Source organism: Nonomuraea corallina (genome assembly GCF_027620315.1).
GTDB classification, from domain to species: Bacteria; Actinomycetota; Actinomycetes; order Streptosporangiales; family Streptosporangiaceae; genus Nonomuraea; species Nonomuraea corallina.
Genome location: NZ_JAPNNL010000010.1, coordinates 58,513 through 80,001, shown reverse-complemented (window position 1 = coordinate 80,001; position 21,489 = coordinate 58,513). Strand labels below are relative to the sequence as shown.

Here is a 21,489-nt window from a genome sequence, read left to right as displayed (position 1 = left end):
GCCGCCCAGCACGTCCACCGTGGCCTGGCAGAACGCCTTGAGGTCGTCCGGCTTACGGCTGGTGACCAGCTTGTTCGGCCCGCCCTCGCAGATCACGACCTCCTCGTCGGCCCACGTGGCGCCGGCGTTGCGCAGGTCGGTCTGCAGGCTCGGCCAGGAGGTCAGCCTCCGCCCGCGTACGGCGTCGGCCTCGATCAGCGTCCATGGTGCGTGGCAGATGGCCGCCACCGGCTTGCCGCTCTGGAAGAAGTCCTGGACGAACCGCACCGCCTTGGCGTCGGTGCGCAGGAGGTCGGGGTTGGCGACGCCGCCGGGCAGCACGAGCCCGTCGAAGTCGGCCGCCGTCACCTCGTCCACCGTCGCGTCCACGGCGAAGGAGTCGGCCTTGTCGAGGTGGTTGAAGGCCTGTACCTGCCCGGGCTTGGTGGAGATCAGCTTGGGGGTGCCGCCGGCCTGCTTGACCGCCTTCCAGGGTTCGGTGAGCTCGACCTGTTCGGCGCCTTCGGGCGCGACCAGGAACGCGATGGTCTTGTCCTGCAGCATGATGGCTCCCGATAGTCCGATGGTTTCCCACCCACTATCCGAAAGGTTCCGATCTATACGCGCCGGGCGCGTACGTGGCGAAAAGGGACATCCGGCTCGCCCTAGTAGCATCGCCGTCCATGAGTGCGACCATGGTGGTGCGGGGGCTGGCCGCCGGTCACGGGGAGCGGGTGCTGTTCTCGGGGCTCGACCTGACCGTCAGCCCGGGTGACGTGATCGGGCTGGTGGGGGCCAACGGCGCGGGCAAGTCGACCCTGCTGCGCATGCTGGCCGGCCTCGACCGGCCTGAGGAGGGCGAGATCCGGCTCAGCCCGGCCACCGCCACCGTCGGCTACCTGCCGCAGGAGCCCGACCGCAGGCCCGGCGAGACCGTCATGGAGTTCCTGGCCCGCCGCACCGGCGTCGCGCGGGCCCAGCGCGACCTGGACTCCACCGCGCAGGCGCTGGCCGAGCAGGCGCCCGGCGCCGACGACGCCTACAGCCTGGCGCTGGAGCGCTGGCTGGCGCTGGGCGGCGCCGACCTCGACGAGCGCGCCGAGGCCGTCGGGCTGCCGGTGGCGCTCGACCAGCCGATGACCTCGCTGTCGGGCGGCCAGGCGGCGCGGGCCGGGCTGGCCTCGCTGCTGCTCAGCCGCTATGACCTGTTCCTGCTCGACGAGCCCACCAACGACCTGGACCTCGACGGCCTCGACCGGCTGGAGTCCTTCGTCAAGGGGTTGCGGCCCGGCACCGTCGTGGTCAGCCACGACCGCGAGTTCCTGGCCAGGACCGTCACCGACGTGCTGGAGCTCGACCTGGCCCAGCAGCGGGTCCACCTGTTCGGCGGCGGTTACCAGGCGTACCTGGAGGAGCGCGAGGTCGCCAGACGGCACGTCAGGGAGCGTTACGAGGAGTACGCGGAGACCCGCGCCGAGCTGGAGGGACGCGCCCGCAAGCAGCGGGCGTGGATGGAGAAGGGCGTCAAGAACGCCCGCCGCAAGATGTCCGACAACGACAAGATCGGCCGCAACGCCCGGGTGGAGACGACCGAGAAGCAGGCCGCCAAGGCCCGGCAGACGGAGAGGCTGCTGGAGCGGCTGGAGGAGGTCGAGGAGCCGCGCAAGGAGTGGGAGCTGCGCATGGAGATCGCCGTCGCGCCCCGGTCCGGCGCGGTGGTGGCGACGCTGCGCGGCGCCGTCGTCAGGCGCGGTGGTTTCACGCTCGGACCGGTCGACCTGGAGATCGGCTGGGCCGAGCGGGTGGCGATCACCGGCGCCAACGGCTCGGGCAAGACCACGCTGCTGGGCGCCCTGCTCGGACGGGTCCCGCTGGACGAGGGGCATGCCTCCCTCGGCTCCGGCGTGGTGGTGGGCGAGGTCGACCAGGCGCGCGGGCTGTTCGAGGGGGAGGAGGCGCTGCTCGACGCGTTCACCGCGCACGCCGGCCTGGCGCCGGGGGAGGCGCGCACGCTGCTGGCCAAGTTCGGGCTGAGGGCGCACCACGTGCTGCGCCCCGCGACGACGCTCTCGCCCGGCGAGCGCACCCGGGCCGCGCTGGCGCTGCTGCAGGCCAGGGGCGTCAACCTGCTGGTGCTCGACGAGCCGACGAACCACCTGGACCTGCCCGCCATCGAGCAACTGGAGTCGGCGCTGGCGGGCTATCCCGGCACGCTCCTGCTCGTCACGCACGACCGCCGCATGCTGGAGGCGGTCAGCGTCGGCAGGAGACTCGTGGTCGACCAGGGGCGGGTGTCCGATTCGCGCTGAAAATTTACACCGCGAAAGGAAACGAAGATGAAACAATCCTCCGCAACTCGTTGACATGCGACGTTCCTATGGTGTGCCGTGCTCTACACAGATAACCCCCCGCCTGAAGGTGAGGCACACATGAGGAAATGGTTCGCACGCCTGGCGGTCATGGGCGTCGCGCTCTTGGTGGTAGGTCAGGGTCAGGTGGCGTTAGCGCAGGATCCTGCGGCGGGGAAGAAGATCGTCCGCGTGGGCGCGACCCAGGCCGTTGACTCGATGAACCCCTTCCTCGCCGTCCGCTTGGTGTCGACCTCGATCCACCGCTGGATGTACGGCTTCCTGACGGTCCCCGACCACAAGACGCTGAAGCCCAGCCCCGACCTCGCCGAGTCGTGGAGCAGCTCCGACGACGGCCTTACGTGGACCTTCAAGATCCGCACGGCCAAGTGGTCCGACGGGCAGCCGATCACGGCCGAGGACGCCGCCTGGACCTTCAACAAGATCATGACGGATGACGCCGCGAAGACCGCCAACGGCCCGGCCGTGGAGAACTTCGAGAGCGTCACCGCCAACGGCCAGGACCTGGTCATCAAGCTGAAGAACCCCCAGGCGTCCATCCTGGAGAACCCGATCCCGATCATGCCCAAGCATGTCTGGGAGAAGGTCACCAACATCGCGGACTTCTCCGGCGACCAGTACCCCGCCGTGACCAGCGGCCCGTACATCGCCGTCGAACACAAAAAGGACCAGTACGTCAAGCTGAAGGCCAACCCCGACTACTGGCGCGGCGCCCCCAAGATCGACGAACTGCAGGTCGTCTTCTACGAGAACCCGGCCGCCTCCATCATCGGGCTGAAGAACGGCGAGATCGACCTCATCGGCCGGCTCAACCCGCCGGAGTACGAGTCGCTCAAGGGCGACCCGAACATCGTGCAGTGGAACCAGCAGGGCCGCCGCGCCGCCTACCTGCAGATCAACCACGGCGCCACCACCACCGACGACAAGGAGGTGGGCGACGGCCACCCGGCGCTGAAGGACCAGAAGGTCCGCCAGGCGCTGCACCACGCCATCGACAAGGACAGGCTCGTCGCCGAGGTGCAGAACGGCCTGGCCAAGCCCGCCCACGGCTCGATCGTGCCGCCCATGTACACGGACTTCTTCTGGGAGGCCACCGGCGACACCAAGGTCTCCTACGACCCGGCCAAGGCCAACCAGATCCTCGACGACGCGGGCTACAAGAAGGGCCCCGACGGCGTCCGCACCATGCCCGACGGTGACCGCAAGCTGGAGTTCCGCTTCAGCATCCACACCGACACCCCGATCGAGGACAAGCTCGCCGAGTACCTGACCGGCTTCTTCAAGGAGATCGGCGTCACGCTGACCACCAAGAAGCTCGACTCCAGCAAGTTCACCGAGGAGACCGGCGTCACCGGCCTGTTCGACATCGCGATCTCCGGCTGGTCGGTCAACCCCGACCCGGAGGAGGTCCTCGCGACGCACCTGTGCAGCCGGCGGCCGACCCCGTCGGGCGAAGGCGGCGGCACCGAGTCCTTCTACTGCGACGAGACCTTCGAGAAGCTCTACCAGGAGCAGCTCAAGGAGCTCGACCGGCCCAAGCGCGCCGAGCTGATCAAGCAGATGCAGGAGCGCCTCTACACCGACGCCCCGGTCATCGCGATCTACTACACCAACGACCTCGAGGGCTACCGCAAGGACCGGATCAAGAGCATCACCTCCGTGCCCGAGCAGGACGGCATCCTGTACGGCGCCAGCAGCTTCTGGCCGTTCTACTCGCTGGAGGCCGTCGAGTCCTCCGCCGAGTCCGAGGAGGGCGGCTCCAGCGCCGCCACCCTGATCGCCATCCTGGTCGGTGGCGCGGTCGCCCTCGGCGTGGGCGGATACTTCCTCCTGCGGCGGCGCAAGTCCGTGGCGGACGACCGCGAATGACCGCACCGCTCGAAGCAGCAGAGCCCGCCGCCGCGCAGGCGGCGGGCCCCGCTGGTGACGACCGCCCCGCCCGCCACGGCGTGCTGCGTTACGCGCTCACCAAGGCGGGCGGGGCGTTGCTCAGCATCGCGATGGTGATCATCGCGACGTTCTTCCTGTTCCGCCTCCTCCCCGGAGATCCGGTACGGAACCTCGCGCAGGGCCGCAACATGACCCCCGAGCAGCTCGACCTGGAACGGCGCCGGCTCGGCCTGGACAAGCCGCTGACCGACCAGTTCTTCGACTTCGTCGGCCAGACGCTCCGCCTCGACCTCGGCACCTCCTACGAGTACAAGCGGCCGGTCCTCGACCTCATCGGCGAGCGCCTCGGGCCGACGCTGCTGCTCGCGGGGGTGGGCCTCTTCATCGCGGTCAGCCTGGGGCTCTGGCAGGGCACCCGGGCCGGATGGCGGCCGGGCAGCCGGTTCGACCGGTTCTCCACGGCCACCTCGCTCGTGCTGTGGTCGGTGCCCACGTTCTGGCTCGGCCTGCTGCTGCTCATGGTCTTCGGCGCCTGGCTCAAGATCTTCCCGTCGCGGGGCATCGAGAGCGTCGACGCGCCCGACGGCTTCGGCTACGTCCTGGACGTGGCCTGGCACATGGTGCTGCCATGCCTCACCCTGGTCGGCGTGGTGTACGCGCAGTACCTGCTGGTCATGCGCTCGTCCCTGCTCGACGAGGTGGGCCAGGACTACATCAACACCGCGCGGGCCAAGGGCATGCGCGACGACGAGGTGCGCCGCAGGCACGCCGTGCCCAACGCGCTGCTGCCCACGGTGACGCTGGTGTTCATGCGGATCGGATTCGTCGTCGGCGGCGCGGTCACGGTCGAGACCGTCTTCAGCTGGCCGGGGCTCGGCAAGCTGTTCTACGACGCGATCTCGGTGCCCGACTTCACGCTCATGCAAGGGACGTTCATGCTCATCACGGTCGCGGTGATCGTCATGAACACGCTGGCCGACGTCGTCTACCACATCCTCGACCCGAGGGTGAGGTCCGCATGAGCGCCATCACGTGGACCCGCAGGAAGCGGGCGCTGGGCCGGTTCTGGGACGGCTTCCGCCGTCAGCGCGCCGGCGTCACCGGGCTGGCCATCCTCGTCGTCGCCGTGGCGCTCGCGGTCGTCGCGCCGCTCTTCATCGACGAGGGCGTCACCAGCGTGGTCGAGAACACCGGGCCCGACTTCGCCCCGCCCAGCCTGGAGTACCCGTTCGGCACCGACGAGTCAGGGCGCTCGATCCTGCTCATGGTGTGGTGGGGCGCGCGCACGTCGCTCCTCATCGGCTTCCTGGCCGCGCTGGTCAGCATGGCCATCGGCACCATCCTCGGCATCGCCGCCGGCCACTTCCGCGGCTGGATCGGCGCCGCCATCATGCGGGTGACCGACTGGTTCCTGGTGCTGCCCTCGCTCATCACCGCGCTGGTGCTGGCGGCCATCCTCGGCGGCAGCACGTTCACCATCATCATGGCGATCGGCGTCACCTCATGGCCGTCGACCGCCCGCCTGATCAGGGCGCAGACCCTGGCCGTGGAGGCGCGGCCGTACATCGAGCGCTCCAAGGCGCTCGGCGGCGGCCACTGGCACATCACCACCCGCCACGTGCTGCCGAACGTCGCCCCGCTGCTCCTGGCCAGCACCACGCTGGAGGTCGCCAGCGCCATCGTCACCGAGTCGACGCTGGCCTTCCTCGGCGTGACCGCGAACAAGACCTCGTGGGGCACCATGCTGCGCGGCTCCTACGACTGGAACGCGGCCGGCCAGGGAGCCTGGTGGTACATCCTCATCCCCGGCCTGTGCATCCTCGCGGTCGTCATGGCGTTCACGCTCTGCGGCCGGGCGCTGGAGACCGTGCTCAACCCGCGACTCCGGGGGACGAAGGCATGAGCCTGCTAGAACTGGACGACGTCTCGGTCACCTACCGCATCGCCGAGGGCGAGGTGCCCGCCGTGCGCGGCGTGTCGCTCACCCTCGACCGCGGGACCGCGCTCGGGGTCGCCGGCGAGTCGGGATCCGGCAAGTCGACGCTGGCCATGGCGCTGCTGCGGCTGCTGCCGCGCGACGCCCGCGTCACCGGCCGGATCCTGCTCGACGGCGAGGACGTCCTCACCATGAAATGGGGCCGCCTGCGCGCGGTCCGCTGGGCCGAGGCGTCGATCGTGTTCCAGGGGGCCCAGCACGGGCTCAACGCGGTGCACCGCATCGGCGACCAGATCGCCGAACCGCTCCTCGTGCACGGCCTGGCCAAGCCCGGCCAGGCCGGCAAGCGGGTGGCCGAACTGCTGGAACAGGTGGGCCTGCCCGCCTGGCGGGCCCGCAGCTACCCGCACGAGCTGTCCGGCGGCCAGCGCCAGCGCGTGATGATCGCGATGGCGCTCGCCTGCTCGCCCCGGCTCATCATCGCCGACGAGCCGACGACGGCTCTCGACGTGATGGTGCAGGCCCAGGTCCTCACGCTGATCAAGGAACTGGTGGCCGAGCACGACATCTCCCTGATCATGATCTCGCACGACCTCTCGGTGCTCGCCGACGTGTGCGACCGGCTCGCGGTCATGTACGCGGGCCGCGTGGTCGAGCAGGGCCCGTCGCACGAGGTGTTCCACGACCCCCGGCACCCCTACAGCCAGGCCCTGGCCGCCGCCTTCCCCACGGTCGGCGACCCGGCGTCCCGGCTGGCCCCGCGCGGCCTCGGCGGCGACCCGCCGGACCCGATGAACCTGCCCACGGGGTGCTCGTTCCACCCGCGCTGTCCGGTCGCGCTGGAGGAGTGCCCGACGCTGGACGTCGAACTGTGGCCCGCCGGCGACCGCCGCGCCGCCGCCTGCGTCCACGTACGGAACCACGGGTGGGACCAAGGGCGGGACCGCGTACAGGAGGACGCATGACAGAGACTCAGGCCCCGGCCGAAGAGGTAACCACGGCCCGCCGTACCCTCCTGGAGGCCCGCGACCTGCACGTGGAGTTCACCTCGCGCGGGCGGCGCGCCCGCGCCGTCGACGGCGTGAACCTCGCGGTCGGCGAGGGCGAGATCGTGGCGCTGGTCGGCGAGTCCGGCTGCGGCAAGACCACGCTCGCGCGCACGCTGCTCGGCCTGGAGAAGCCCACCTCCGGCACGGTCCGGTACGGGGGAGAGCCGCTGAAGTACACCTCCCGGGCGCTCAAGGAGTACCGCAGGCAGGTGCAGCTCGTCCTGCAGGACCCGATGGGCTCGCTGAACCCGCGCCACACCGTCTACGAGGCGGTGGCCGAGGGCCCGCGCATCCACGGCCTGCCGGACGAGGCGGACGTGGTCAACACCGCACTGGGCCGGGCCGGGCTGCGGCCCCCCGAGCGCTTCCTGCTGCGCTACCCGCACGAACTGTCCGGCGGGCAGCGGCAGCGCGTCGTGATCGCCGGGGCGCTGGCGCTGGACCCGAAGGTGCTGATCGCCGACGAGCCGGTGGCCTCGCTCGACGCGTCGGTGCGAGGCGAGATCCTCGCGCTCCTGCTCAGGCTCCGCGACGAGCTGGGACTGTCGGCCCTGGTCGTCACGCACGACCTGGGACTGGCCTGGAACATCGCCGACCGGGTGGCGGTGATGTACCTCGGCCGGGTCGTCGAGTCCGGGCCGGTCGAGCAGGTGCTGACCGCGCCGCGTCACCCGTACACGCAGGCCCTGCTGTCGGTGCTGCCCGAGTCGCCGGAGCGGGTGGTGCTGACCGGCGAGCCGCCGGACCCGACCAGGATCCCTGGGGGCTGCCGCTTCCACGCCCGCTGCCAGGTGCTCGCCTCCGGCAAGGCCGCCGAGGCGGGTGTGGACGGCCGGTGCCGAAACGAGCCCCTGAACATCCTGCCCGCCGCCACCGGAGCCCAGGCGGCCTGCTACTACGCGGAGGCCACCGGCTGACGCGGCGGAGTCGGTCGGCGCGGCGGAGCGGTCGGCTGAGGCGGCGGAGTCAGTCGGCGGTGATCGCTAAAACGCGCTGATCGTGGCCGGGGACCGTTCGGCCCGGCTCAGCGTGCGGATCACGGCCGTCGCGCCGTGACGGCGCACGGCCAGCCGGGCCAGCAGGTCCACCACCGGGTCGACGACGTCCGCCGGCAGCTCGGGCGTCGGTACGCCGACGCTCGCCGCCAGGTCGTCGGAGTGCACGACCAGCTCCGTCACCCGGGTGAGCAGGAAGTCGTCCAGCGTCAGCGACCAGCCCGCCCACGGCAGGTGGACCACCCGGCCGGACGGCTGCGCCGGCAACGCCCGCCGCTGGCTCTCCAGCAGCTCCGCGGCACGGTCGGCGAGCGCCGTCGGCCCGTCGGCGGCGACCTGCTCGCCGCCGCGCCTGATGCTCACGTTGCTCTCGTGGTCGAGGCCCGCCTGCACCCACGGCGAACGTGAGTAGTGCTCCAGCAGGGTGACCGGCTCGCCGGCCGCCTCGTCCGCAGACTTCAGCAGGCCGTCCACCCTGACGAACTGGTTCGCCAGGTGACCGGCCAGGCCCGCGACGCTGAACTCGATCAGCGCGCTCGGCTTGGCCCAGGCCGCGGCCACCGAGGGGTCGCGCAGGAGCGCCACGGCCGACTCCGCGGCGGTTAAGTAGGACCGTCTGATTTCCATATCGATCGCCCTTCCGGTAGGCCCAGAGCCACCCTAGCCGTGGCCAGAACGCCCAGCACGAGCTCCCTCCGCCCCAAGCACGGCGATCAGGCCGAGACCGCCCTTCCGCTTCCTCGCGTCCTTTCTCAGGAAACCAAGAGTAATCGTTCCGTCTCTGTGAGTAATATTCCCGGTCATGGTCACCGCTCTCCACGAAGGGTTGGTCGGCATCGCCACCCTCGAACCCGAACGGACCGCGCACCTGCTGCGCGCCCTGTTCGGACTGCCCCTGACCCCCACCGATGCCCAGGTCATCTCCAACGAGCTGTCCGAGATCAGCCCTTCCGTCTACCGGGCGGACGCAGCCCTCCTCTACACCGAAGGCGACGGCCGGCGGCTGGGCGTCATCACCGAGGTCCAGCTCCAGCCCGATGACACCAAACACCGGACCTGGCTGGCCTACATAGCCAACCTGCGTGCTCGTGACGCCTGCCAAGCCTGCCTGGTCGTCATCTGTCCGGACCGCGCCACCGCCGAGTGGGCCTCCCGGCGTATCGAGACCGGCCATCCAGGACTCACCCTGAGCCCTCTCGTCATCGGACCCGACAACACCCCGGCCGTCACCGAGGTCGCGGAGGCCGTCGGCAACATCGGCCTCGCGGCCATCTCCGCCATCACCCACAGCCAGGACCCGAGGATCAACGCCATCCTCGCCGCTCTGGTCGAAGCCCTGGACCACATCGACCCTGAGCAGGCGAGACGTTACGCTGAGTATGTCACCGTGGCCCTCAGGGGCGACGCGCAGAAGGAGATGGAGCGGCTCATGGCCACAGAGACCTTCCTGTACCAGGGAAAGTACGCGCAGAGCCTGATCGCCCGAGGCAAGGCCGAAGGTAAGGCCGAAGGCGAGGCGAAAGGCGAGGCGAAAGGCAAGGCGAAAGGCGAGGCGCAGGCTGTGCTGCTCGTCCTGGAGACGCGGGGATTGCGGCCGAGTGAGGATGAGCGGCAGCGGGTCATGTCCTGCACCGACATCGGGACGCTGGAGAGGTGGCTGCGGCGGGCCGTTCTCGTCGACTCCGTGGGCAAGCTATTCGAATGATCCGAGGCTTCGCCGTCCTCATCCGAGCGTCTCGGATCAGCCCTTGCGGCGAGGACCCGTACAGCTCCAGCGCGCCGCCGCTTGCCCAGCGACAGCCCTGAATCACATCGGCCCCGCGAAGGCGGGGCATTACGCTGAGTACATGACCATGACCCTCAGGGGCGCCGCGCAGAAGGAGATGGAGCGGCTCATGGCCACAGAGACCTTCCTGTACCAGGGAAAGTACGCGCAGAGCCTGATCGCCCGAGGCAAGGCCGAAGGTAAGGCCGAAGGCGAGGCGAAAGGCGAGGCGAAAGGCAAGGCGCAGGCTGTGCTGCTCGTCCTGGAGACGCGGGGATTGCGGCCGAGCGAGGATGAGCGGCAGCGGGTCATGTCCTGCACCGACACCGTGACGCTGGAGAGATGGTTGCGGCGTGCGGCGCTGGTCGACTTCCTTGACCAGCTCTTCGGCTGAGGAAGCTGAGGAAAAGGCGTTGCTCCGGACAACCCGCTCGGAGACGATCTCTGGATGAGCGTCGAGCAGAGTGCGCGGCCTGTGGCGCTGATCACGGGGGTGGGCAGGACCGTGGGCATCGGGGCCGGGATCGCGACGCGGCTGGCCGCCTCGGGCTGGGACATCGGGTTCACGTACTGGACGGCCTACGACGAGCGGATGACGTGGGGAGCCGAGGAAGGGGCCGTCGAGGCGATCAGGAAGGCCCTGGCCGCTGAGGGCGCGGCCGTCGTGGCGGTGGAGGCCGACCTGGTCGAGACCGAGGCGCCGGCGCGGGTCTTCGACGAGGTGGAGAGCCGGCTGGCGAACGTCACCGCGCTGGTGATGTGCCACTGCGAGTCCGTCGACTCGGGGCTGCTCGACACCACCGTGGCGAGCTTCGACCGCCACTTCGCGGTCAACGCGCGGGCGAGCTGGTTGCTGATCCGGGAGTTCGGCCGCCGGTTCAGGGGCGCGCCCGGCTCGGGCCGGATCGTCGCGCTCACCAGTGACCACGTCGTCGGCAACCTCCCGTACGGGGCGAGCAAGGGCGCGCTGGACCGCATCACCCTGGCCGCCGCCCGTGAGCTGGGCCACCTCGGTGTCACCGCGAACGTGATCAACCCCGGCCCCGTCGACACCGGCTGGATGTCCGGCGAGGTGCGCGACGCCTGCGTCGAACACACCCCGCTGGGCCGTCTGGGCACCCCGCGCGACACGGCCGACCTGGTGGAGTTCCTGTGCTCGCCGCGCGGTCAGTGGATCAACGGTCAGCTGCTCAAGAGCGACGGCGGCATCTCCGCGTAAGGGCGGGCTCCGGCGACGCCCGGGTGGGTCACGGGGTGGCGAACAGGGCGCTGACGGACTCGCCGTAGTGGATGCGGCGCATCGCCTCGGCGAGGGCGGGGGCGATGGACAGGACCGTGAGCTTGTCGCCGGCCTTGGGCGGCGGGGGGACGGTGTTGGTGCAGACGATCTCCCGGACCTCCGGCAGCGCGGCGAGGCGCTCGATCGCGCCGTCGGAGAACAGGCCGTGGGTGCAGGCGATGCTGACGGAGCGGACGTTCCGCTCGCGGAGGCGGTCGAGGAGCTCGATGACCGTGCTGCCCTTGGCGATCTCGTCGTCCAGGATGATCACGTCCTTGCCGTCGACGTCGCCGATCACCGAGCTGATCACCACTCGGTCGTCGCTGAAGCGCTGCTTGGCGCCCATCGCCACGCCGGTCCCGATGAGGCGGGCGAAGTGGGCGGCCTCCTTGGCGTTGCCCAGGTCGGGGGAGATCACGACGGTGTTGGACAGGTCGTGGCGGGCGAAGTGGGCGGCCAGTTCGCGCAGCGCGTGCAGGTGGTCGACCGGGACGCTGAAGAAGCCGTGCACCTGCGGCGAGTGAAGGGTCATCGCCAGCACCCGCCCCGCCCCGGCGGCCACCATCAGGTCGGCCACCAGGCGGGCGCCCATGGAGATGCGCGGGGCGTCCTTCTTGTCGGAGCGGGCGTAGGCGTAGTGGGGCATCACGACGGTGGTGCGCGCCGCCGAGGCGCCGCGCGCGGCGTCGAGCATGAGCAGCAGCTCCACCAGGTGTTCCTGGGTGGGCGGCACCAGCGGCTGGATCAGGAAGACGTCGCGCTCGCGGCAGTTGGCCTGGAGCTGGACCTCGACGACGTCGTTGGCGAAGCGTGAGACGCGCACCGGATGGAGGGGGACGCCGAGGTTCGCGCAGATCTCCTCGGCGAGGTCGGGGTGGGCGCTTCCGCTGAAAACCGTGATGTCTCGCACGATTCCCAAAGGATAGCGGGTCACCCGCCGAGCAGCTCAGGGGTCAGCGCGTCCAGGTCGTCGACCACCCGCCAGGCGAGGGCGAGCGCGTCCGGGCCGGGCGGGTAGCGAGGATGGGGGACGGCGACGACCCGCATGCCCGCCGCGTCGGCCGAGCGCAGCCCGTTGGCGGAGTCCTCCACCGCCACGCATGCGCCCGGCTCGACGCCCAGCCGTCTGGCCGCCTCCAGGTAGCCGTCGGGCGCGGGCTTGCCGCGGGCCACCTCCTCGGTGGAGACGGTGGCGTCGAAGCAGTCGTGCAGGTCCCCGGACTCCAGGACCACGTCGATGAGCCGCCGGGGAGAGGAGCTGGCCAGCCCGAGCGTGAAGTGGTCGGCGAGCCGCCGCACGGCCTCAGGGGCGCCGCGCATCAGGGGCAGGTGGTCGCGGTAGCGCTCGGCCATCAGGTCGACGACCCGCCGGGCGATCTCGTCCGGCGGGAACCGGGCGCCGAGCTCGTGCAGGTACGCCGACCATTCGCCGGTGCTCATGCCCATGAGGCGGGACTGGGTGTCGGCGCGCCAGGTGCCGCCGTGCTCGGCGACGAAGGCGCGCCGCACCTCCTCCCAGACCGGCTCGGAGTCGACCAGCACACCGTCGAGATCGAACACGCAGGCTTCCACGCCCCAGAACCTACCCAAGCCACCAGATGTCCACTATTTCCCGAAAAGTCAATCCAAGGGAGGTTCATGGTGTTTCGGACGTACGTTGACTGTGATTTCCTACTTTCCGGGCACTTCACCTGCATGGCCGAGCTTCCATACGAGCCGGACGACGCGGGCGTGGGGTTCGTCGCGCCGCTCACCTCCACCGTGGTGAGGGACGCCGACGGCACGGTGGTGTGGGACGCGGACTCGTACGGCGGCGACGGGGAGTGTCCGGCCACCGCGCACCCCAGCCTGTGGCGGGAGACCGGAGCGCGCGGGCGGCACGGCCTGTACGAGGTGGCCGAGGGCGTCTACCAGGTGCGCGGGCTCGACCTGGGCCACCTGACCCTCGTCGAAGGGGACGCCGGGGTCGTGGTCGTGGACCCGCTGCGCTCCACCGAGTGCGCCGTCGCCGGGCTGCGGCTCTACCGCCGGCATCGGGGCGAGCGCCCGGTCACCGGCGTCGTCTACACGGGCGCGCGGGCCGACCGCTTCGGCGGCGCGCGCGGCGTCACCCCCGGCGGCGTGCCCGTGCTCGCGCCCGCCGGCTTCCTCGACCGCGCCGCCGAGGAGTTCCTGTACGCCGCCCCGGCCGCCGCCCGCAGGGCCGCCTACACGTACGGACCCGCCCTGCCCGCGGGACCGGGAGGACGGCTCGGCCCGGCTCGTTCGGCGGGGACGCTCTCCCTGCTCCCGCCCACGGCCGCGATCGAACGGACCGGCCAGGAGGAGACGGTCGACGGGGTGCGGTTCGCCTTCCTGCCCCTGCCCGGCGCCGCGCTGGCGTTCCTGCTGCCTGAGCGGCGGGCGCTCTGCCTGCCGGTGAGCGTCCCCGACGACCCGCCGGACGCGTGCGACCCCCGCCGGTGGACACGCTGCCTGTCCCGGGCCGTCACGCTCTTCGCCGGCCGCGCGGACGTGGCCTTCGCCGCCCACCACGGGACCGTACGGGGCGCCGGGGAGATCACCCGCCTGCTGGAGCGGCACCGGGACCTGCACGCCTACCTGCACGACCAGACCGTGCGCCTGATGAACAAGGGGCTGACCGCCGAGGAGATCGCCGAGTGTCTGCAGCCGCCGCCCGCCCTCGCGGCCCTGCCGGGCGCGCCCGGCGTCGTCAGGGCCGTCTACCAGCACTACCTGGGCTGGTTCGACGGCAACCCGGCACGGCTGTGGGAGCACCCGCCCCGCCAGAGCGCGATCCGCTACGTCGAGTGCCTGGGCGGCGGCCCCGCCGTGGTGGCGCTGGCCGAGCGGTACGCCGCCGAGGGCGACCTGCGTTTCGCCGCCCAGTTGCTCAACCACGCGGTCTTCGCGGACGAGGGCAACAAGCGGGCCCGCGACCTGCTGGCCGAGGTGTACACGCGGCTGGGCCACGGGTCTCGCGACGCCGCCTGGCGCAACGCGTACCTGATGGGGGCGCTGGAGCTGTCGGAGGGGATCGCCCCTTCGGCGGGTGGGGGCGTCGCGCCCGGCGCGCTGGCCGCGCTCAGCCCTGAGCGGCTCTTCGACGCGCTCGCCGTCCGGGTGAACGGCCCGAAGGCCTGGCACGAGCGCCTGGCCATCGACTGGCACCTGACCGACCTGGGCCGCCGCTACCGCACGGTGCTGTCCAACGGGGCGCTCATCCGGCAGGACGACCCACCGGACGGGCCGGTAGACCTCACGCTCCGGCTCACCCGGGCCCAGCTCGCCGCCCTGATCGAGGGCCGGGGCGTCGGCGAGGTGTCGAGGGACGGCGACCTGCTGGCCCTCAGGCGCCTGTTCGCCGCGCTGGACGACCCCGTCCCCGGCTTCGCGATCGTGACACCCTGACCGGGCGCGTCCACAGCAGCGTGGCCGCGACCGCCAGCAGCACCGGACCGAGGACCAGCGGGGCCGACGGCCCGCCCGCGTGCCAGCTCGCCATGGCGGCGCTCACACAGGTCAGCACCGTCACGCCGAACACCGCCGCCCACAGCGGCAGCACGTACAGGAAGCCGAAGAACAGCGGGAACACCAGCCAGACCAGCGGCGGCGCCAGCAGGGCGAGCACCGCCCAGGTCAGCGTGGCCGCCACCAGCCAGAGCTGCTCGCGCGCGTCACGGGTCATCCACTGAGCGTAACCGCTCGGTCGCGCACCGGCGGCGCGCCGCCACGCTCGTGATCGTGAAACCCGGGGTGGCGTCCGATCGGCGGCTGAGGGATGGCGGGTGTACGGATCGGGCAGAGATCTGGTCTGCGCGCTGGTGAGCCCGGAAGACGTGCCGGCCGCTGACCGAACCGGGGGGAGCACGTGGCGGACACCCGCAAGCAAGCGCTGGCCGTCTGTCTGGCTGCCGCCTTCATGTCCGGGCTCGACGTGAGCATCGTCAACGTCGCCCTGCCCTCGATCCGGGAGGGCCTGCACGCCTCGGAGGCGGGGCTGCAGTGGATCCTGTCGGGGTACGCGCTCACGTTCGGCCTGCTTCTGGTGCCGGCGGGCCGGCTGGGTGACGCGCGCAGCCGGCGGACGGTGTTCATGTGGGGGGTCGGGCTGTTCACGCTCGCCAGCGCCGCGTGCGGGTTCGCCTCCACCATGGCGGTGCTGATCGTGGCCCGGCTGCTGCAGGGCCTGGCCGCCGGGCTGATCAACCCGCAGGTGTCGGGCCTCATCCAGCAGATGTTCCGGGGCGCGGAGCGGGGGCGGGCGTTCGGCGCGCTCGGCGCCACCATCGGCGTGTCCACCGCGGCAGGGCCGCTGATCGGCGGCGCCCTGGTCTCCGCCTTCGGCGCCGATCACGGCTGGCGGCTGGTGTTCCTGGTGAACGTGCCGATCGGGCTGGTCCTGGTGCCGCTGGCGTACCGGCTGCTGCCGCGGCCCGAGCGGGTGGACGGCCACCGGGAGAGCATGGATCCCGTCGGGGTGCTGCTGCTCGGGCTGGGCGTCACGGTGCTGCTGCTGCCGTTCATCCAGCAGCACCAGTGGCCGGGCGCCGGCAAGTGGCTGCTGGTCCCGGTGTCGCTGGCGCTGCTGGCCGGGTTCGTGGCCTGGGAGCGGCGCTACCACCGGGAGCCGCTGGTCAACCTGGAGCTGTTCGGGGTGCGCTCCTACGGCCTCGGCACCGCCATCGCGCTGCTCTACTTCGCCGGCTTCACCGGGATCTTCTTCATCTTCACCCTCTACCTGCAGGCGGGCCTGCAGTACAGCCCGCTGATGGCCGGTCTGTCGATCACGCCGTTCGCGGTCGGCTCGGCCGGCGCGGCGCTGGTCGGCGGGCGGCTGGTGAACCGCGCGGGCCGGCGGGTGGTGGTGGCCGGCCTGGTGACGGTGGTCGCCGGCCTGCTGGCCACGATGGGCGTCACCCTGCTCGTGCCCGGCCCGGACGTCGCGCTGGCGACCGCGCTGCCGCTGCTCGTGGCGGGCGTCGGCAGCGGCCTGACGATCGCGCCCAACCAGGCGATCACCCTGTCGCAGGTGCCGCCGTCGGGCGGCGGGAGCGCGGCGGGCGTGCTGCAGACCGGCCAGCGGCTCGGCTCGTCCATCGGCATCGCCGCCGCGGGCTCGCTCTTCTTCGGCGCGCTCGGCCAGGGCTGGCCGGTCGCCTTCAGGCACGGTCTCACGGTCGTCGTGCTGTTCGTGTGCGCGGCGCTCGCCGCCGCGCTCTACGACCTGCTACGCCGCCCGTGACTCAGGCCAGCAGGGCGGCCTCCACCGCCGGATCGAGGCCGACGGCGGGCCGGTCGGGCCGCTGGGGCGCCCGCCCGCCGATGCTCCGCAGCCAGGCCCAGGTGTCGGCCACGGTCTCCTCGACGGGCCGGCAGCGCAGCCCCGCCGCCACCGCCCTGGACACGTCGCCGCCGTGCATGAACGCGTAGTCGTCGCCGGTCAGCCAGATGGGCAGGCCGATCCACGGCCGCACGCCCGCCGCCAGGATCGCCTCCTCGCTCGTCCAGCGCAGCTCGGCGTCGGACCCGGTGACCCGCACGCACGTCTCCAGCAGCTCCCGCATGGTGGTGAACCCCGGCGGGCTCACCACGTTGAAGGCGCCGCCGACCCCGTCGAGCGCGGCTTCGAGGCACCAGCGGGCCAGGTCGCGGGCGTCCACGTACTGCAGGCCCAGGCTCGGGGGCGCGGGCGCGAGCACCGGCCCGCCCCGCGCGATCCTGGACAGCCACCAGGGCAGCCGCCCGATGTTCTCGTGCGGCCCGAGGACCAGCCCGGCGCGGGCGAGCAGCGTCCGATCGCCGAACGCCGCGGTCGCGGCCAGCTCGCCGCCCGCCTTCATCTCGGCGTACCCGTCCTCGCCGCCGTCGGGCGACCCCTCGACGACGGGCGCGGTTTCGTCGGCCCCGTACGGCACGGGCTCGGCGTAGACGGACCGGCTCGACACGTACACGTAACGGCCGGCCCGGTCGGCGAGCAGTGATGCGGCGTCGCGCACCGCGGACGGCGCCCACGACCAGGTGTCGGCCACCACGTCCCACTCGCCGCCGGCCAGCGCGTCGAGCCCTCCTGGCCGGGTCCGGTCGCCACGCAGCGCGGTCACCCCGGCGGGCGGCTCGTGGGTGCCCCGGTTGAACACCGTCACGTCGTGGCCGAGGGCCAGCGCCTCCGACACGAACGCCCGGCCCACGAACTCGGTCCCGCCCAATACCAGTAATCTCATCCGCTCACTGTCGCGCCGCCCGCGGCAGGGCGGAACCCCGCGCAGCCGACAGCGGAATCGCTCAAAGCGAAACCCGAGGATTAAGCCCGAGATCACCGGGCAGAGGCGGGTCGGAGGTTGTCGCGAAAAGGGACCAGGGCCCGCTTCCCGTGGGTTTCAGGGGCGTCAGTTACGGGAAGCGGGCCCTTTCGCGCGTCCGGAGGTCAGCCGGTCACGGTGATCCGGTTCGTGGCCGGAGGCGCGATCGGGTTGTTCTGACCGAGATAGTCGACGAACGCGTCGATGTCGAGCGGGCCGCTCCACAGCTCCGTGCCCTCGGTGAACACCGGGAACGCGTCACCGCCGCCGACCAGGAAGTTGTTCAGCGCCACCCGGATCGTCTGGGTGTCGGTCACCGGCTGACCGTCGATCATGAGGGCGGAGACCTTGGAGCCCCACGGGGCGCTCTGGCTGTAGGTGTAGGTCAGGTTCGCCGACGGCTGCAGGATCCGGTTGAACGGCTGGTTGTTCGGGCCGCCGGTGAACTGCTGCTCCAGCGCCGTCTTCAGCTGCGCCCCGGTCAGCGTGATCACCTGCGTCAGGTTGTTGAACGGCTGGACCGTGAACGCCTCGCCGTAGGTGACGACGCTGTCGCCCTCACCGGCCGGCGAGCTGGCGTAGCTCAGCGAGGCGCGCACCCCGCCCGGGTTCATCAGCGCGATCTGCGCGTTGCCGCCGGTCCTGGTCGCCGCCAGCTGGGAGTCGGCGATCAGGTTGCCGAGCGGCGACTCGCCGGACGGGGCCGCGGTGTTCACGATGTCCGCGGTGATCGTGCCGACGGGCCGGTTGGCCACCTCCGAGACGCGGTCCTTCCACGTCTGCACGAACGCGCTGATCTCCGGGTCGGGATCGACCGTGCGGGTCACGACGTGGTTGTCGGCCACGACCGTGGACCGGTCGATGTCCCGGGTGCGGAGGTCGACCTTGAGGTCCACCTGGGTGATGACCCGGCCGAACGAGCCGCCCTGGGAGTACAGCCGGTCACGGCCCCGCGGGTCCTTGACCGTGCACAGGTACGCCTGGTGCGAGTGGCCGCTGAGCACGAGGTCGATCTCGGCGTCCACCTGGGTGGCGATCCGGTTGCCCGCGCCCGGGACGGCGCTGCACGCGTCGGGCGACTGGTTCGGCGTCACCTGGTCGCCCTCGTGCACGAGCACGACCTGCGCCTTCACGCCGACGAGCTTGAGCAGCTTCGAGGCCACGTTCGCGGCCTTGACCTCGTCGACGAACTTGATGTCCTTGATGCCCTCGGCGGTGACGATCGTCGGCGTGGTCTGCGTGACCAGGCCGATGAAGCCGATCGGCACCCCGTTCATCCACTTGACGCTGACCGGGGGCAGCGCGGGCACGCCCCAGTCGGCCATCAGCTTCTTGATCTGCGGGCTGGTGCCGAGCGCCGACAGCGCGTCGGTGCGCTCGTGCCGGTTCTTGAGGAGCACGTTGGCGCCCACGTAGTCGAAGGCGGCGCCCTTCCACTCGCCGGCGGGGGAGCAGCCGTCCACCGGGTGGCAGCCACCCTTCATGATCCGCCGCAGCTCGTCGTACCCCTCGTCGAACTCGTGGTTGCCGACCGCGGCCACCTTGAGCCCGAGCCTGCCCATCAGCTCGACCGTCGGCTCGTCGTGGTAGGCGGCCGAGATGAGCGGGGTGGCGCCGATGAGGTCGCCCTGGGCCACCGCGATCGTGTTCCTGTCGGCCAGGGCCTTCAGGTGCGTGGCCACGTACGCGGCGCCGCCCGCCTCGACGGTCGCGCCGTGCTCGTCGACCATCCGGCCGGATGACCCGGTCGGGGGTTCGAGATGGCCGTGGAAGTCGTTCAGGGAGAGCAGCCGGACGGGGACCGTCCGTGGCTTGGGCGCCTTGCTCGCGTCTGCCGGAAGCCCGGCGAGCAGAATGCCGCCTGCGGCGACCGCTCCGGCGAGTCCCAGCCGGAAGAGTGAACGGGACGTCATGGCCCCTGACGTTACGGCGACAACCTATGGAGCCAATGTCGCAAAGGTAACGATTCATCGGGTTCCCGGCTGGCGGTATTTGCCAGTTGTCCGCCTAGAGTTCGAGCTGTGAGTACGCACGTGAAGGTCAGAGAACGGCTGGACGACCAGGAAATCGCCGACGTCCTGGGTGTCGTCGAAGCGGCGACGGAGGGCGACCGCGTCCGTCCCCTCAACGAGCACGTGATGCTGCACCTGCGCTACGGCGGCGACCCGCGCGCCCGCTCGGTGCTGCTGTACGCGGACGGGCTCGTCGGATACGCGCACGTGGACCCCACGGACGAGGTGGAGGGTCCCAGCGGCGAGCTGGTCATCCACCCGGCCCACCGGGGCCGCGGCCACGGCGGGGAGCTGCTGCGCGCCGTGCTGGACCTGGCGGGCGGCAGGCTGCGGCTCTGGGCGCACGGCGGACACCCCGGCGCCGAGGCGCTGGCGGCGTCCCTGGGGCTCGCGCGCGCCCGCTCGCTGTGGCAGATGCGGCGCTCCCTCTACGCCCCGATCCCCGAGGCCACCCTGCCGGAAGGCGTCACGCTCCGCACGTTCGTGCCCGGCCAGGACGAGGAGGCGTGGCTCAAGGTGAACGCCGCCGCCTTCGCCCACCACCCCGAGCAGGGCGCCTGGACCCTGGACGACGTGTCGCGGCGCGAGCGCGAGCCGTGGTTCGACCCCGACGGGTTCTTCCTGGCCTTCCGCGGCGACCGGCTCGTCGGCTTCCACTGGACCAAGATCCACGGATCCGACGAGCACGGCCACGAGCCGCTCGGCGAGGTCTACGTCGTCGGCGTCGACCCGTCCCAGCAGGGCACCGGCCTCGGCAAGGCGCTCACCCTGACCGGTCTGGAGCACCTGCGCTCGCGTGGCCTCGCCCAGGCCATGCTCTACGTGGACGAGACCAACACGGCGGCCATCCGCCTGTACGAGTCGCTCGGGTTCGCCCGCTGGGACGTCGACGTGATGTACGCGGCTACTCCACCGCCCAGTGCAGGGCGTAGTACGACAGAGCCGCCACCAGAGCCGCAGCCGGGATCGTGAGGATCCAGGCGGTCACGATGTTGCCCGCGACCCCCCACCGCACGGCCGACAGCCGCTTGGTCGAGCCCACACCCATGATCGCCGAGGTGATCGTGTGCGTGGTCGAGATGGGCGCGCCGAACCCGATCGCCGCCCCGTACAGGACTGTCGCCGCCGCGCTCTCGGCGGCGAAGCCCTGCGGCGGGTCGAGCGCGATGATGCGGCGGCCGAGCGTGCGCATGATGCGCCACCCGCCCGCGTACGTGCCCAGCGAGATCGCGGCCGCCGCGGCCAGGATCACCCACTGCGGAATCGGATCCGACGGCGCCGTGTAGCCGCCGACCACGAGCGCCAGGAAGATCACACCCATGGTCTTCTGCGCGTCCTGCAACCCGTGACCGAGCGCCATCGCCGCCGCCGAGACCGTCTGCGCGTAGCGGAACCCCCGGTTGGTCTTGCCGGGCTGCGCGTGCCGGAAGATCCAGTAAATCGCGATCATGATCGTCGCGGCGAGGCTGAACCCCACCAGCGGCGACAGGATCATCGGGATGACCACCTTGTCCACCACGCCGTCCCAGTGGACGACGCTGGCCGACGCGAGCGCCGAGCCGATCAGGCCGCCGATGAGCGCGTGACTGGAGGAGGAAGGCAGACCGAAGTACCACGTGACCATGTTCCACGTGATCGCGCCGATCAGTCCCGACGCCACGATCACCAGGCCGTGCGAGCCCTGAGGCGCGTCGATGATGCCCTTGCCGACCGTCTGCGCGACCTGGGTGCCCAGGTGGGCGCCGATGAAGTTCATCGCCGCCGCCATGAACAGCGCGGCCCGCGGGGTCAGCGCTCGGGTCGAGACGGAGGTCGCGATGGCGTTCGCCGCGTCGTGGAAGCCGTTGGTGTAGTCGAAGATCAGCGCTACCACGACCACGCCGATGACAAGGGCGAGCGTGAGGTCCACCGGC

At 71.3% G+C, this 21,489-nt stretch carries 20 protein-coding genes; 12 read left to right on the top strand and 8 right to left on the bottom strand.

The genetic code is table 11. From position 1 onward, the window contains the following. A partial coding sequence (locus OUY22_RS04750) for a type 1 glutamine amidotransferase domain-containing protein (RefSeq protein WP_270153495.1) occupies window positions 1–543 on the bottom strand: 543 nt, incomplete at its 3' end. Between the two features lie 119 nt (window positions 544–662). Between OUY22_RS04750 and OUY22_RS04745 the strand changes: the two genes are divergently transcribed. The 6 genes from OUY22_RS04745 to OUY22_RS04720 all read left to right on the top strand — a co-directional run bounded on the left by OUY22_RS04745 (window position 663) and on the right by OUY22_RS04720 (window position 8,140). Beyond that, window positions 663–2,288: an ABC-F family ATP-binding cassette domain-containing protein gene (locus OUY22_RS04745; RefSeq protein ID WP_270153494.1), complete on the top strand. Its 1,626-nt coding sequence runs from the start codon at window positions 663–665 to the stop codon at window positions 2,286–2,288. 120 nt (window positions 2,289–2,408) lie between these two features. Next, on the top strand, window positions 2,409–4,217 hold the full coding sequence (locus OUY22_RS04740; RefSeq protein WP_270153493.1) for an ABC transporter substrate-binding protein: 1,809 nt from the start codon (window positions 2,409–2,411) through the stop codon (window positions 4,215–4,217). After that, window positions 4,214–5,260, top strand: a complete 1,047-nt coding sequence (locus OUY22_RS04735; RefSeq protein WP_270153492.1) for an ABC transporter permease — start codon at window positions 4,214–4,216, stop codon at window positions 5,258–5,260. The genes OUY22_RS04740 and OUY22_RS04735 overlap by 4 nt, the downstream gene beginning before the upstream one ends. Beyond that, a complete protein-coding gene (locus OUY22_RS04730) occupies window positions 5,257–6,141 on the top strand; it encodes an ABC transporter permease (RefSeq protein ID WP_270153491.1) in 885 nt (294 codons plus the stop codon). The genes OUY22_RS04735 and OUY22_RS04730 overlap by 4 nt, the downstream gene beginning before the upstream one ends. After that, entirely contained in the window at window positions 6,138–7,139 is a 1,002-nt protein-coding gene (locus tag OUY22_RS04725) for an ABC transporter ATP-binding protein (protein ID WP_270153490.1), read from the top strand. The genes OUY22_RS04730 and OUY22_RS04725 overlap by 4 nt, the downstream gene beginning before the upstream one ends. Then, on the top strand, window positions 7,136–8,140 hold the full coding sequence (locus OUY22_RS04720) for an ABC transporter ATP-binding protein (protein ID WP_270153489.1): 1,005 nt from the start codon (window positions 7,136–7,138) through the stop codon (window positions 8,138–8,140). Before OUY22_RS04725 ends, OUY22_RS04720 begins: the two co-directional genes overlap by 4 nt. A gap of 66 nt (window positions 8,141–8,206) precedes the next feature. On the opposite strand, the gene OUY22_RS04715 is transcribed toward OUY22_RS04720, so the two are convergent. After that, window positions 8,207–8,845, bottom strand: a complete 639-nt coding sequence (locus OUY22_RS04715) for a maleylpyruvate isomerase N-terminal domain-containing protein (protein ID WP_270153488.1) — start codon at window positions 8,843–8,845, stop codon at window positions 8,207–8,209. 175 nt (window positions 8,846–9,020) lie between these two features. On the opposite strand from OUY22_RS04715, the gene OUY22_RS04710 reads away from it, so the two are divergent. The 3 genes from OUY22_RS04710 (at window position 9,021) to OUY22_RS04700 (ending at window position 11,202) form a co-directional block, all read left to right on the top strand. Further along, window positions 9,021–9,923 (top strand): hypothetical protein, encoded by a 903-nt coding sequence (locus OUY22_RS04710; protein ID WP_270153487.1) that lies wholly within the window; start codon window positions 9,021–9,023, stop codon window positions 9,921–9,923. Window positions 9,924–10,065: 142 nt separating this feature from the next. Continuing rightward, complete coding sequence (locus tag OUY22_RS04705; RefSeq protein WP_270153486.1) at window positions 10,066–10,377, top strand: hypothetical protein; 312 nt, start codon at window positions 10,066–10,068, stop codon at window positions 10,375–10,377. Between the two features lie 54 nt (window positions 10,378–10,431). Then, the gene (locus OUY22_RS04700) at window positions 10,432–11,202 is read left to right on the top strand and encodes an SDR family oxidoreductase (protein ID WP_270153485.1); all 771 of its coding nucleotides are present in this window, start codon (window positions 10,432–10,434) and stop codon (window positions 11,200–11,202) included. Between the two features lie 28 nt (window positions 11,203–11,230). Here the strand turns inward: OUY22_RS04700 and OUY22_RS04695 are convergent, their stop codons facing one another. Beyond that, window positions 11,231–12,172 (bottom strand): ribose-phosphate diphosphokinase, encoded by a 942-nt coding sequence (locus OUY22_RS04695; protein WP_270153484.1) that lies wholly within the window; start codon window positions 12,170–12,172, stop codon window positions 11,231–11,233. Between the two features lie 20 nt (window positions 12,173–12,192). Continuing rightward, window positions 12,193–12,834, bottom strand: coding sequence for an HAD family hydrolase (locus OUY22_RS04690; RefSeq protein WP_270153483.1), 642 nt, complete (start codon window positions 12,832–12,834; stop codon window positions 12,193–12,195). 123 nt (window positions 12,835–12,957) lie between these two features. On the opposite strand from OUY22_RS04690, the gene OUY22_RS04685 reads away from it, so the two are divergent. Further along, complete coding sequence (locus OUY22_RS04685; protein WP_270153482.1) at window positions 12,958–14,673, top strand: alkyl/aryl-sulfatase; 1,716 nt, start codon at window positions 12,958–12,960, stop codon at window positions 14,671–14,673. Here the strand turns inward: OUY22_RS04685 and OUY22_RS04680 are convergent. Beyond that, the gene (locus tag OUY22_RS04680; protein ID WP_270153481.1) at window positions 14,612–14,950 is read right to left on the bottom strand and encodes a hypothetical protein; all 339 of its coding nucleotides are present in this window, start codon (window positions 14,948–14,950) and stop codon (window positions 14,612–14,614) included. The genes OUY22_RS04685 and OUY22_RS04680 overlap by 62 nt on opposite strands. A gap of 183 nt (window positions 14,951–15,133) precedes the next feature. On the opposite strand from OUY22_RS04680, the gene OUY22_RS04675 reads away from it, so the two are divergent. Next, window positions 15,134–16,507 carry an MFS transporter gene (locus OUY22_RS04675; protein ID WP_270153480.1) on the top strand — a complete coding sequence of 458 codons (1,374 nt, stop codon included), beginning with the start codon at window positions 15,134–15,136 and terminating at the stop codon, window positions 16,505–16,507. 1 nt (window position 16,508) lies between these two features. Here OUY22_RS04675 and OUY22_RS04670 read toward each other — a convergent pair whose 3' ends face one another. Further along, a complete protein-coding gene (locus OUY22_RS04670) occupies window positions 16,509–17,486 on the bottom strand; it encodes an NAD-dependent epimerase/dehydratase family protein (protein ID WP_270153479.1) in 978 nt (325 codons plus the stop codon). A gap of 203 nt (window positions 17,487–17,689) precedes the next feature. Beyond that, window positions 17,690–19,477: a bifunctional metallophosphatase/5'-nucleotidase gene (locus tag OUY22_RS04665; protein ID WP_270153478.1), complete on the bottom strand. Its 1,788-nt coding sequence runs from the start codon at window positions 19,475–19,477 to the stop codon at window positions 17,690–17,692. 108 nt (window positions 19,478–19,585) lie between these two features. Here OUY22_RS04665 and mshD point away from each other — a divergent pair, with 108 nt between their 5' ends. Then, on the top strand, window positions 19,586–20,548 hold the full coding sequence (mshD, locus tag OUY22_RS04660; RefSeq protein ID WP_270153477.1) for a mycothiol synthase: 963 nt from the start codon (window positions 19,586–19,588) through the stop codon (window positions 20,546–20,548). On the opposite strand, the gene OUY22_RS04655 is transcribed toward mshD, so the two are convergent. After that, window positions 20,481–21,485, bottom strand: a complete 1,005-nt coding sequence (locus tag OUY22_RS04655) for an inorganic phosphate transporter (protein WP_270153476.1) — start codon at window positions 21,483–21,485, stop codon at window positions 20,481–20,483. The genes mshD and OUY22_RS04655 overlap by 68 nt on opposite strands. Between the last annotated feature and the right edge of the window lie 4 nt (window positions 21,486–21,489).

Excerpts from the sequence above, each read along its gene's own strand:
- OUY22_RS04665 (WP_270153478.1), bottom strand. The coding sequence starts at position 19,477 with ATGACGTCCCGTTCACTCTTCCGGCTGGGACTCGCCGGAGCGGTCGCC.
- OUY22_RS04685 (WP_270153482.1), top strand. The coding sequence starts at position 12,958 with ATGGCCGAGCTTCCATACGAGCCGGACGACGCGGGCGTGGGGTTCGTC.
- OUY22_RS04710 (WP_270153487.1), top strand. The coding sequence starts at position 9,021 with ATGGTCACCGCTCTCCACGAAGGGTTGGTCGGCATCGCCACCCTCGAA.
- OUY22_RS04735 (WP_270153492.1), top strand. The coding sequence starts at position 4,214 with ATGACCGCACCGCTCGAAGCAGCAGAGCCCGCCGCCGCGCAGGCGGCG.
- OUY22_RS04700 (WP_270153485.1), top strand. The coding sequence starts at position 10,432 with ATGAGCGTCGAGCAGAGTGCGCGGCCTGTGGCGCTGATCACGGGGGTG.
- OUY22_RS04705 (WP_270153486.1), top strand. The coding sequence starts at position 10,066 with ATGACCATGACCCTCAGGGGCGCCGCGCAGAAGGAGATGGAGCGGCTC.
- OUY22_RS04670 (WP_270153479.1), bottom strand. The coding sequence starts at position 17,486 with ATGAGATTACTGGTATTGGGCGGGACCGAGTTCGTGGGCCGGGCGTTC.
- OUY22_RS04720 (WP_270153489.1), top strand. The coding sequence starts at position 7,136 with ATGACAGAGACTCAGGCCCCGGCCGAAGAGGTAACCACGGCCCGCCGT.
- OUY22_RS04745 (WP_270153494.1), top strand. The coding sequence starts at position 663 with ATGAGTGCGACCATGGTGGTGCGGGGGCTGGCCGCCGGTCACGGGGAG.
- OUY22_RS04725 (WP_270153490.1), top strand. The coding sequence starts at position 6,138 with ATGAGCCTGCTAGAACTGGACGACGTCTCGGTCACCTACCGCATCGCC.
- OUY22_RS04680 (WP_270153481.1), bottom strand. The coding sequence starts at position 14,950 with ATGACCCGTGACGCGCGCGAGCAGCTCTGGCTGGTGGCGGCCACGCTG.
- OUY22_RS04740 (WP_270153493.1), top strand. The coding sequence starts at position 2,409 with ATGAGGAAATGGTTCGCACGCCTGGCGGTCATGGGCGTCGCGCTCTTG.
- OUY22_RS04730 (WP_270153491.1), top strand. The coding sequence starts at position 5,257 with ATGAGCGCCATCACGTGGACCCGCAGGAAGCGGGCGCTGGGCCGGTTC.
- OUY22_RS04715 (WP_270153488.1), bottom strand. The coding sequence starts at position 8,845 with ATGGAAATCAGACGGTCCTACTTAACCGCCGCGGAGTCGGCCGTGGCG.